Genomic DNA, 8629 nt, shown 5'->3' with positions numbered 1-8629 from the left:
TGAGTTTCCAATGCGTTCTTGCGACGTTTATCGACAATCGCAAGTGTGCCGCCCAGATTGTCGTTATGCTGTAACGTGCGTTTGATACTTCCCTCGTCCGGACTGACAACCACGAGATCTTCGTCGGGAATATTCAGCGATCTGAAGTAACGGTCAAGAATCGGGGCAGCGTACAAGTGATCGACGGGAGTATCAAAAAATCCCTGAATCTGTGCCGCATGCAGATCCATCGCCAAAACCCGGTCTGCTCCTGCTTCATTAATCAGATTGGCAACCAGCTTTGAAGTGATGGGCACACGTCCAGAATCTTTGCGGTCCTGCCGGGCGTATCCGAAATAGGGAATCACAGCTGTGATCCGTTCGGCACTGGCACGACGGCAGGCATCCATCATGATCAACAGTTCCATCAGGTTGTCATTGACGGGGGGCGACGTCGGTTGCACGATAAAAACGTCGCGCCCGCGAACATTCTGATTGAGTTTCAGACTGATTTCACCATCAGGAAAGTTGGATAACTCCACAGAAGCCAGACGAATGCCGAGATATTCTGCGATTTCTCCAGCTAACTTGGGATGGGCTCGTCCACTGAGCAGAGTCAGATGATCATACATTGAAAGCGATGCCTGCAGTAATGCGATACTTCAAAATGCGGGAACCTATGGCGGTCAGATCCAAACAAAACGGTCTGGCATACTTCTCTATTCACGCTTATCGAGAGAAAGAAGTCAAGTATGAGCTTTCGATTTCGCGCGAAAGTCCTCAAATGCAGACATCTGGTCAATTAATGCAGACATTGCTGAATGAAAAAGCGGGAGAAACTCTGTCGATTATTCAGCCGCCAAACGCTGCTGAATCAATCCGGCCACTTCTGCCAGCTGTTCCTGCGTGTTCACACCCATCGCTTCCTGAATATCAAACACAGCCTGAGCGAGAACAGTCTGACCTTCCTGGAGCAGAATTTCGGCACAATCAGTCAGATAATATTCTGCCTGACTGTTGTTGGGTTTCACTTTTTCCAGGGCATGAAATAATTGCCGACTGTCAAACGCAAAGCAGCCTGTATTGATCTCCTCGATGGCGGCTTCTTCAGGAGTCGCATCTTTTTGTTCCACAATTCGCAAAAAACGGCCTTCAGCATCGCGAACGATGCGGCCGAGCCCCTGGTTGGCTGTGGTGGTCGCAGTTCCCACAACGCAGGCAGCCTGGTTCGTTTTTTGAATTTCCAGCAGGCGCGCCAGTGAGCTGCCTTTGAGCAATGGGGTATCGCCGGCAAGTACCAGCACCGGGCCATCATGCGCCGCCAGATGTTCGGCACACATCATCACAGCATGACCTGTCCCTTTTTGATCGGCCTGCAAAGCAAATTCCACATCGGCATGCTGCGCGAGTGCCGCTTCGACTTCTTCGGCTTTATGCCCGACGATGACAACCAGTTTCTGACAATTTGCAGAACGAGCGGCATCCAGAACATATTCGATCATCGGACGACCCAATATCGGGTGCAGAACTTTGGGAAGTTCCGACTTCATCCTTGTGCTCTTACCGGCGGCAAGGATGACAGCTGCAGGAGGATTCACGAATGAATTTCCTTTTTCAGGGTTATGACTTTCAGGGTTATGACAGAAAGCGGGAAAGCGAGAGGATTAAAACTGAACTCCGAATCGGGCGATGAAACCATCTTTAACGTCAAAACCACCGCCGTTCTTAAAGTCCGCTTCACGCTTCATAATACCCCCTGCTTCGAGGAAAATGGACATGCAGCCGCTGTCGCCCCGCACACCAAGCAGCATCACGTAATCCTTGAATTCCACCTGATTGCGAGCGTTGACACCAGCCTGCTGGATTTGAAACGCTTCGATGTCGTACTCAAAGCTACCATACAGCCAGACGCTCTTGTCTCCCACATTACCCATGAAGCGGCTGACACGCGCCTTGGGGAACATCGCACGCACTTCCCAGAGATCATTGGGCGTCCACACAATCCCGGCATAAGGGATGACATAATCGCCCACCCGGTCCCAGTAAGCGGCCCCTGCAGCAAACATCCAGGTGTTGGAGGGACGGAAGAATAACACGGCTCGTGCGTCAAACATCCAGGCATCGGAACTTAAACTTTTCCCAAAGTCCGTTCCGATCGCAGGAGTAAACCCTAACTGAACGCTCCACAGTCCGTTTGCCGGCGTTGATAATTGGAAATCAGAAGCAAAACGAAATCCCTTGCCCGGTAACGAAATAAACTGGGGGCCATCCCAGCCTCGGTAATCCACTTCGGGTGAAAAGGCGAAAATCCAGCCGTTTTTCGTCGGCGTGGTATATGTCAAATCAATGTCTGTTTCGAAAACCCCAAAGTTACCACCGTTTGCTCCCGTCGGGGAGACGTAGGTACGTACCTTTGGCATAAAACCGAATTCGTATTTTGAGCTCCAGCCGAAACGATACGGCTGAGGTCCATTCACACTTCCCGAATAACCGGGCATCCCCTGGCCACCATAGGGATCACCGCCGCCCATACCCGGAGACAGAAAAGGGTCGTAACCCCCTTGAGGTGCGCCATACAGATTGCCTCCTCCCATATTGGGATCAAAGGCCTGCCCTTCCGGAACGGTATACGAACCGTTGGGAGGTATATTCGAGCCATACGGCGCCGTTTCTTCATAAGTCGGCGGAGGGCTTTGCCCACGAATGACTTCTTCAAAGTCCTCTGAGGGCGTGTAAATTGTAGTCACTTCAGCGGCGTTTAAGTTCAAAACGGCTGAAAAAACGATGGTAAGACAAAGAAGGGAAGCTTTCAATGTTCAACCTGCGAATATGGGATTAATCAGTTTATGAGCTGAAAAGCTCGCTCTGAAAGGGGAGTCAGCAACACAATGTAGCTCAACTCATAGTTGTTGGGGTGGCTTTGTGAGGGGATTTTCCAAATGTTGCAGATTAGGTCAACATCAATCTGGTGACTATCGACTGCAAACTTGAGGAAAAGGTTGAAATTTCTGAAATTTTATCAGAAAAAAACCGCCTGTTGAAGACTTTTCACGGCAGCTTTACAAGTAAATCAGTCCGATCTACTGAACCGCACGCATTCAAAAAGAGATCCTGAACGCAACCGCGCGTTCCCCGAAACTGCGCCACATGCGTCGCGCGCGAAGAAAATTCCTGAAAATCGCTTTCGTTAAGCAGTCAGGCGCTTTGGCGACTCGCAGGAAGTTTGTCGGATAGGGTCTCGCACCTTTCGAGGAAGGTGCGATCGGCAACCAGAAAACATTCAAAAAACCGGATGTGCTTTATTTGTGATAACCCAAACCGGTGACGACGGAATGCAATTCTTCAAACGTAATAAACCGTCGGCGGTGACGCAGTTTGTACTGGTCAATGGCCAATGCCAGTTCATTCACGTCCTGATTTTCAGAGTCGTAAGAATTACTGAACTGACGTCTCTCGCCAACGCCTTCAGGCCGCTTTTCATCCCTGTTTTGACGCCGATCCTCAAATGTGACGGCGTTTTGCCCGGTAACCTGTTTCATTAGATTGCTCCTTGATTAATTCTTTACCAAGCAAAACGTAGGTTACATTTTTTGGTAATGTGCGAATATTTGATATCTGCAACGATTATTTCTGACATTTGCTGCGGATCGTTTCCACAATTCGGATTGTGGGAATTATACTGAAAAATCAACAGAATGACGTTTGCAGGAAGAGGGAGAGGGAATTTTGGCCCGAAACAGTCCTGTCAGAAAATAGCATCGACAGTTATTTCTGTCTTCTTTGGCTTACGCCACAATTCTCGTTATATTACATGTATTCGGATCATAAGTATTCTTCCTGTCATGCTGTTGAGTTCGGGAGGGGTCTCTTTTACTTGTCTTATTTTAAGACGTTTCACGCTCAGAAATGAAAGACGGAAATTTTATGGATACAAAAGTTGCAATTTTGGGTGGTGGCGGAATGGCGACTGCCTGCGCAACATTGCTCACAGAATCTTCAAACGTTGGTGTTTCCATGTGGGTTCGCAAAGCCGAGATTGCGGAAGATCTGAGAAAGCATCGCGAAAACAGAAGACTGCTCCCCGGAGTTTCACTTGCGGAAACCATTCAAGTCACTTCCGACATTGACGAAGCAGTCGATGGTGCCGAGTTTCTCGTGGTTGCCATCCCGACTGAGTTTCTCAGAGTCGCGTTAACATCACTGGCCCCGCATCTGAAAAGCGGTACGCCCGTGATCAGCGTGATCAAAGGGATTGAAATGGAAACGTTTTTTCGTCCCAGCGAAATCATCGCCGATGTACTGGGCCCCCGCCCCGTTGTCGCGTTGGGAGGTCCCAGTCATGCGGAAGAAATCGCCCGCCGCCTGCCGGCGAGTGTCGTCGCTGCCAGCGGTGATATTCAACTTGCGAAACAAACCCAGAAACTCTTCAGCACAGATCGGTTCCGCGTTTATACAAATATCGACATCGTCGGAGTGGAATTAGCCGGCGCTTTGAAAAACGTGATTGCCATCGCCGCCGGCATCTGTGACGGAGGCAAATATGGCGATAATGCGAAGTCGGCCATCATGACCCGCGGTCTGGTGGAAATGAACCGCTTCGGTTCTGCATTAGGTGCGGAACCCTCGACCTTCTCCGGCCTGGCCGGCGTCGGCGACCTGATTACCACCTGCATGAGCCCCTTTGGCAGAAACCGAAAACTCGGGGAGCGACTGGGACAGGGAGAAACGCTGGAACAGATTCTTTCCACGATGGACGCCGTTGCAGAAGGGGTCAACACCACACGCAGTGTCTACGATCTGGCCGAGAATAAAGGGCTCGACATGCCGATTACCACCGAAATTTTCCGTGTGCTGTTCGAAGGCAAATCTCCGAATGACGCGACTCAAACACTCATGACGCGACCTCAACGCGAAGAATAATTACTTCAGGACGGTTTCTCACTGTCAAAACCCAGGCAGCTCAACATCTTAATTCACACCAATTCGGGAGTTTTTTTCCATGCGATTCTCAGGACGGTTGATTCCGGCAATGATGGTTTCCCTGCTGCTACCCACACTCGCTCAGGCAGAAACCTGGCCTCAGTTTCGAGGCGTCACGGGCAGTGGTATTTCCTCCGAGAAAAACCTGCCGGCGAAATGGTCAGAGCAAGAGGGTATTCTCTGGTCAGTCCCCCTGCCGGGACGCGCTGATTGCTCACCCGCCATCACGGCCAACAGGATCGATGTGACAACCAAAACCGATGATGGCTCGCTGTGGGTGATTTCGCTGGACCGCAAAAGTGGTCAGGAAATCCGCAAGGTCAAAGTGGGCTCCGGATCTTTATCGGCTCCCGGACCACGCAATCTCTGGGCAGACCGGCATAACGCGGCGACCCCTTCTCCCATCGCCGACGATCAGAATATCTGGGCGTTCTTCGGCACGGGGCTCCTGGTTTGTCTGGATGCCGAATCGGGGGAAATCGTCTGGAAACAGGATCTGGTGAAAGAATATGGTCCTTACGACATTACGTTCGGCATGGGTTCCACCCCCCGCTTGTGGGGAAATTTACTGATTGTGACCTGCATCACCAAAGGCCCCTCGTATGTGGTCGCCTTCGATAAGAATACGGGAAAAGAGGTCTGGAAAGTCGATCGAAAACTACCGGCTCAGAAAGATGGTGCCGACGCGTATTCCACTCCTGCCATCTATCAGAACGGCGACAATACCGAACTACTGGTTTCCGGTTCTGATCATGTGAACGCTTACGATCTGCAGACGGGAAAACAGCTCTGGATCGCCGGCGGACTGGATATTCCCAGTCCCTTTGGCCGCATCATCGCTGCGCCGATTGCAGATGCTCAAGTTGTGATTGCGACCTCTGCAAATCCCGGTGGCGGCGGGCTGGGTTATATCAAAGCCTTTGAACAGGGAAAATCCGGCGACATCACAAAATCCGGCCTGTTATGGAAGTTTGATGTTTCCACCCCGGATGCTTCCACGCCCCTCATTCTGAATGACAAACTTTTTATGGTGAGCCAGAACGGCGTCGCCACTTGTTTGAATCTGAAAAATGGAGCACCCCTCTGGAAAAAACGCATGAAAGGGCAATATTTTTCGTCACTCGTCGCCGGTGATGGAAAAGTATACTTCCTCAGCATTGAGGGACTGTGCACCGTGGTCGATGCCGGCAGCGGAGAGATTATCGCCGAGAATCAATTGCCGGGTACGTTCTATTCCACACCCGCGATCAGCGAAGGCGTGATTTATCTACGATCCTATGATCGACTCTACGCCATCAAAGGGAAATAAACGGCTGACTCAGCCCCTCAAGCTGTTAACAGAGGGGCTGTTTTCTTATGATGAAAGAGTTAACCATTAGCCGAAGGGCGTTAGCCCCGGTTCCCACCTGGCCCGTTTTTAACATCACATCTTGATGTTTTTTCTGTTACAAAGACGAATTAAGAAACACGTCCTGCGAGTTCGGAAATCGCGTGCCCGTGTGTCACAATTGGCGTCGGTCGGCCGGTAAAGTCTGGCAGAAAAGTTGTGGCGTAGTCGATACCCAGGTGCGCGTAAATCGTCGCCAGAAAATCCTGAGGCCCCACGGCCCGTTCGACGGGGCCTTCCCCTTTTCCATCGGTGGCGCCAATGATTTGACCCGTGCGAATATTGCCCCCCGCAAACAGCATGGAATTCGCGTTCGGCCAGTGATCTCGGCCCGGCTGACTGGTTCCGGCGACGCCGCTGCCGATCCCTCCGCCGGTACTGGGAGAATACGAAATCCGTGGCGTGCGGCCAAATTCCCCCGCCACGACAACCAGCACGCGTTGATCCAGGCCGCGATCATAGATATCTTCGATCAAAGCGGTGACCGCCTGATCAAAAAACGGTGCACGGTATTTCAACGCGTCAAACACATGATGATTGACGGCGTGATCGTCCCAGTTTCCGACACGACCGCACAACGGGCCCGACAGTTCGGTTGTAATAATCTCAACCCCGGCTTCCACCAGCCGACGTGCCATCAGACATTGCTGACCCCATTGATGCATTCCGTAGCGATCACGCACCGATTGCGGTTCGCGAGATAAATCGAAAGCCTCGGCTGCCTGTTTACTGGTGAGCAGATTGGTCGCCTGTGACTCAAACTGATCCATGGCCCCCATCGCCCCTTCCAGATCCAGATCGCGACGGAAATGATCCAGTTGTTTTCGCAGAGAAATGCGTTTAGTGATCCGCTGGGTCTCATCCAAATCGCTGAGTCCGATATTGGGAACTTTGAAATCCGGCTTGCTGGGGTCCCCCTGGATCTGGAACGGCCCCGCTCCCGGTCCCAGATATGTCGGACCGGCGATCTGAAAACTGTCGTAATTCGTAATTGCATTCACGCCGATATAATTCGGAAGCACATTCTCAGAATCACGTCGCAAATAATTGGCCACCGACATGAAGTCGGGTAACTTCGGCTTCTGTTTATCAATCCGGTCGGCGTCTCCTCCCAGGACCTGCAGTGAGCCGGCGGGATGTCCTCCCCCCGTATGTGTGATCGAGCGTAGAATCGTGAACTTGTCTGAAATGAGGGAGTGTCGCGGCAGAAGTTCGCTGATGAACATCCCTTCCGTCTTGGTGGCAATCGGTGAAAACGGCCCGCGGTAGTCCGAAGCGGCATCCGGTTTGGGATCATAGGTCTCTAAATGGCTCGCACCACCACGCAGCCAGACGAGAATCACTGACGTGCGCTCTTTGGATTTTTTGGGAAGATTCGGTTTCGCTCCGGCGGAGGCCGCCTGTAACTGGTACAAACCCGGCAAAGAAAGGCTGCTGAACCCACCCAGCCCGATTTTCAAAAACTCGCGCCGTGATGCAGCCTGAGCCTGTTGTTTTGTCGAGTGATACTTCATACCGTCAGCCATTCATTCTACCTGCCCGATGATTCCTACCAGGGTTAAGCGCAAACCTCGCCCCCCGCTTTATATCGGAATTATACCATGCGATACCTCCCCCTGTCTAACACATCCGGATACTTTTCCCTTTCCTGCCTGTTGATCCACATTCAGATTTTTGATTGCCAAACTCCTCGCTAGTCAGATCCCTGTCTACCAGCCACTGGCAACGAAATAAACAAAATTCCGTTATCATTCATCGGCTGGGTGCTTTTCTTTGACTTCGATGGCAAACTGATTCACCAGTTCGTTGTAGTCGACGCTTTTGAAAGAGGGGCGAAATTTGCTGCGCAGAATCCGAAGCTCAGAAAGGAATTCGTTAGAACGTCCCGCTTCGATTTCCACAATTGTCGTATCAATCAGTTTTGCAGAGGCTTCACTATACATTGTGTTGTAATTTAACCGGTCAAATATACTGAATGCGTGGGACAAATACACAGTCATCAACAAGGCAGCAAGTCCCAACAGAATGCGCAACCACCGCCGTGGTTGAAATTCCGACAACAACCACGCAACTGGTAAGCCAACAGCCAAAATAAAAATCACGAGCATCAAAGTCGATTTCATAAAATTATCCCCAACAAGACCATTATAGTTTTATCACTTTTTGCGCCACCTCAGGGACATCAATTGCGGCGCTGATTATTATTGCCCGTGGGTCGCGTGTTGACGGTTGCGCGCCGGACTTTCTGCCGCACGCTGTTGATGGCGGCCGGCGATGGTTGAT

8 protein-coding genes are annotated in these 8629 nt (G+C 51.2%); 2 read left to right on the top strand and 6 right to left on the bottom strand.

From position 1 onward, the window contains the following. From prs to Q0294_RS14945, 4 genes are all read right to left on the bottom strand, one after another. Positions 1 to 611: ribose-phosphate diphosphokinase (gene prs / locus Q0294_RS14960; protein ID WP_299467043.1), on the bottom strand; the 611-nt coding region annotated here is incomplete at its 3' end. A gap of 216 nt (positions 612 to 827) precedes the next feature. Continuing rightward, a complete protein-coding gene (locus tag Q0294_RS14955; RefSeq protein WP_299467041.1) occupies positions 828 to 1577 on the bottom strand; it encodes an NTP transferase domain-containing protein in 750 nt (249 codons plus the stop codon). 66 nt (positions 1578 to 1643) lie between these two features. Further along, complete coding sequence (locus tag Q0294_RS14950; protein WP_299467039.1) at positions 1644 to 2792, bottom strand: hypothetical protein; 1149 nt, start codon at positions 2790 to 2792, stop codon at positions 1644 to 1646. 486 nt (positions 2793 to 3278) lie between these two features. After that, the gene (locus tag Q0294_RS14945) at positions 3279 to 3518 is read right to left on the bottom strand and encodes a hypothetical protein (RefSeq protein ID WP_299467037.1); all 240 of its coding nucleotides are present in this window, start codon (positions 3516 to 3518) and stop codon (positions 3279 to 3281) included. Between the two features lie 385 nt (positions 3519 to 3903). Between Q0294_RS14945 and Q0294_RS14940 the strand changes: the two genes are divergently transcribed. Together Q0294_RS14940 and Q0294_RS14935 are read left to right on the top strand one after the other, a co-directional pair. Beyond that, positions 3904 to 4899, top strand: coding sequence for an NAD(P)H-dependent glycerol-3-phosphate dehydrogenase (locus tag Q0294_RS14940; RefSeq protein WP_299467035.1), 996 nt, complete (start codon positions 3904 to 3906; stop codon positions 4897 to 4899). 79 nt (positions 4900 to 4978) lie between these two features. After that, positions 4979 to 6268 (top strand): PQQ-binding-like beta-propeller repeat protein, encoded by a 1290-nt coding sequence (locus Q0294_RS14935; RefSeq protein WP_299467033.1) that lies wholly within the window; start codon positions 4979 to 4981, stop codon positions 6266 to 6268. 149 nt (positions 6269 to 6417) lie between these two features. Here the strand turns inward: Q0294_RS14935 and Q0294_RS14930 are convergent, their stop codons facing one another. Then, positions 6418 to 7872: a DUF1501 domain-containing protein gene (locus Q0294_RS14930; protein ID WP_299467031.1), complete on the bottom strand. Its 1455-nt coding sequence runs from the start codon at positions 7870 to 7872 to the stop codon at positions 6418 to 6420. 222 nt (positions 7873 to 8094) lie between these two features. Next, positions 8095 to 8469, bottom strand: a complete 375-nt coding sequence (locus Q0294_RS14925; protein ID WP_299467029.1) for a hypothetical protein — start codon at positions 8467 to 8469, stop codon at positions 8095 to 8097. Positions 8470 to 8629: the final 160 nt, after the last annotated feature.

The sequence above is a fragment of the uncultured Gimesia sp. genome, from assembly GCF_937919775.1.
GTDB lineage: Bacteria > Planctomycetota > Planctomycetia > Planctomycetales > Planctomycetaceae > Gimesia.
The sequence above is the reverse complement of the archived record's forward strand: the minus strand, read 5'-3'. Positions and strand labels throughout refer to the sequence as shown.